This window comes from Limosilactobacillus pontis DSM 8475 (assembly GCF_001435345.1).
In the GTDB taxonomy this organism is placed as follows: Bacteria; Bacillota; Bacilli; order Lactobacillales; family Lactobacillaceae; genus Limosilactobacillus; species Limosilactobacillus pontis.
The window spans coordinates 1-1,161 of record NZ_AZGO01000060.1 but is presented as its reverse complement, the minus strand read 5'-3'; the positions used below and the strand labels follow the sequence as shown (position 1 = coordinate 1,161).

Annotated in this window: 1 protein-coding gene; it reads right to left on the bottom strand. The window is 51.7% G+C overall.

What is annotated here, in order from left to right; translation table 11 throughout:
- Nucleotides 1-195: 195 nt before the first annotated feature.
- Nucleotides 196-1,104 carry a metal ABC transporter solute-binding protein, Zn/Mn family gene (locus FD34_RS05955; protein WP_057807731.1) on the bottom strand — a complete coding sequence of 303 codons (909 nt, stop codon included), beginning with the start codon at nt 1,102-1,104 and terminating at the stop codon, nt 196-198.
- Nucleotides 1,105-1,161: the final 57 nt, after the last annotated feature.

Below are 1,161 nucleotides of genomic sequence, written 5' to 3'. Positions count from 1 at the left end.
CCCCCCAGCCACGATTAGTTTTCCGAATATTACAGTGCAGTTACGAGAAACCTAATAGGCTAGCTTCGCGTCTAGCGCAGCGTAGCAAGTCTATTTGACTACGAACGAAGGCCGACGCATCCAGCGTCAACTTCCGTTCTAGGCTAGCCGTACAGGGCGCCGAGAAGCTTATTTCCCAGCCTCTTGTTTTTTAGGTTAATTTTGTTCTGCTTGTTGAATCTTGGCGAGGACCTTATACTGGTCAGTCATCCATTGGGTATAGGTCTTACCCTTTGGCTTAGTTTCGGTAACGTTGAGTACCGGAACGTTGTTTTGGTGGGCGAGCTTGACGAGGTTCTTGACAACACTGTCGCTGGCTTGGGAGTTGTTGACGAAGAAGGCAATCTGGTGGTTCTTGATAGCCTGCTGAATTTCGTTGATGTCCTTAGGGGACGGGTCACTGCTGTCCTCAACTGCCTTTTCAAAGTGCTGATCCATTACCTGGTAACCAAGGTTGCTGAGGGCGTAGTCGAAGACGGGTTCGCTGACCGCCACCTGGTTATTGCTCGGGTTGACCTGTCGCTTAACCCGAGCGATCTCACGGTCAAGGGGCTTAAGTGAAGTCAGGTAGCGTTGGGCGTTTTTCTGGTAGTCGGCCTTGTGCTCTGGGTCAGCCTTGCCGAACTGGGTTGCGAGGTCTAATGCCAGCTTCTTAACGGTTGCCGGTTGGTACCAGAGGTGTTCATTGTCACCATCCTTCTTGCCAACGAGGTGGCTAACGTTGACCACCCGGGCCTTGCTGTTGCCGTTCGACTTGACCAGCTTGTTCATCCAACTGTCGTAGCCGACACCGTTTTCGATGATGACGTTAGCCTGACCGAGCTCTTGGGCCTGCTTGGTTCCGGGCTGGTAGTCGTGGGGGTCGACGGATGGGTTGCTGATGAAGGAGGTCACCTTTCCGTGGTTACCGGCGACTTGCTGGGCTGCCTCCCCATAGAAGTCCATACCGGTGACGACTTGAATGGGCTTTTGGTGGTTGATATTTTTCCATGGGATCATGGCGACCGCAATCATCACGACGAGGATCGCGATGAGACTGCTGATGCCGATGGTAAATTTTTTCATTAGGCAGATTGCAAGAAATAACTTGAACGAATTTAGTGACGCAGATTAAGTAAGAAG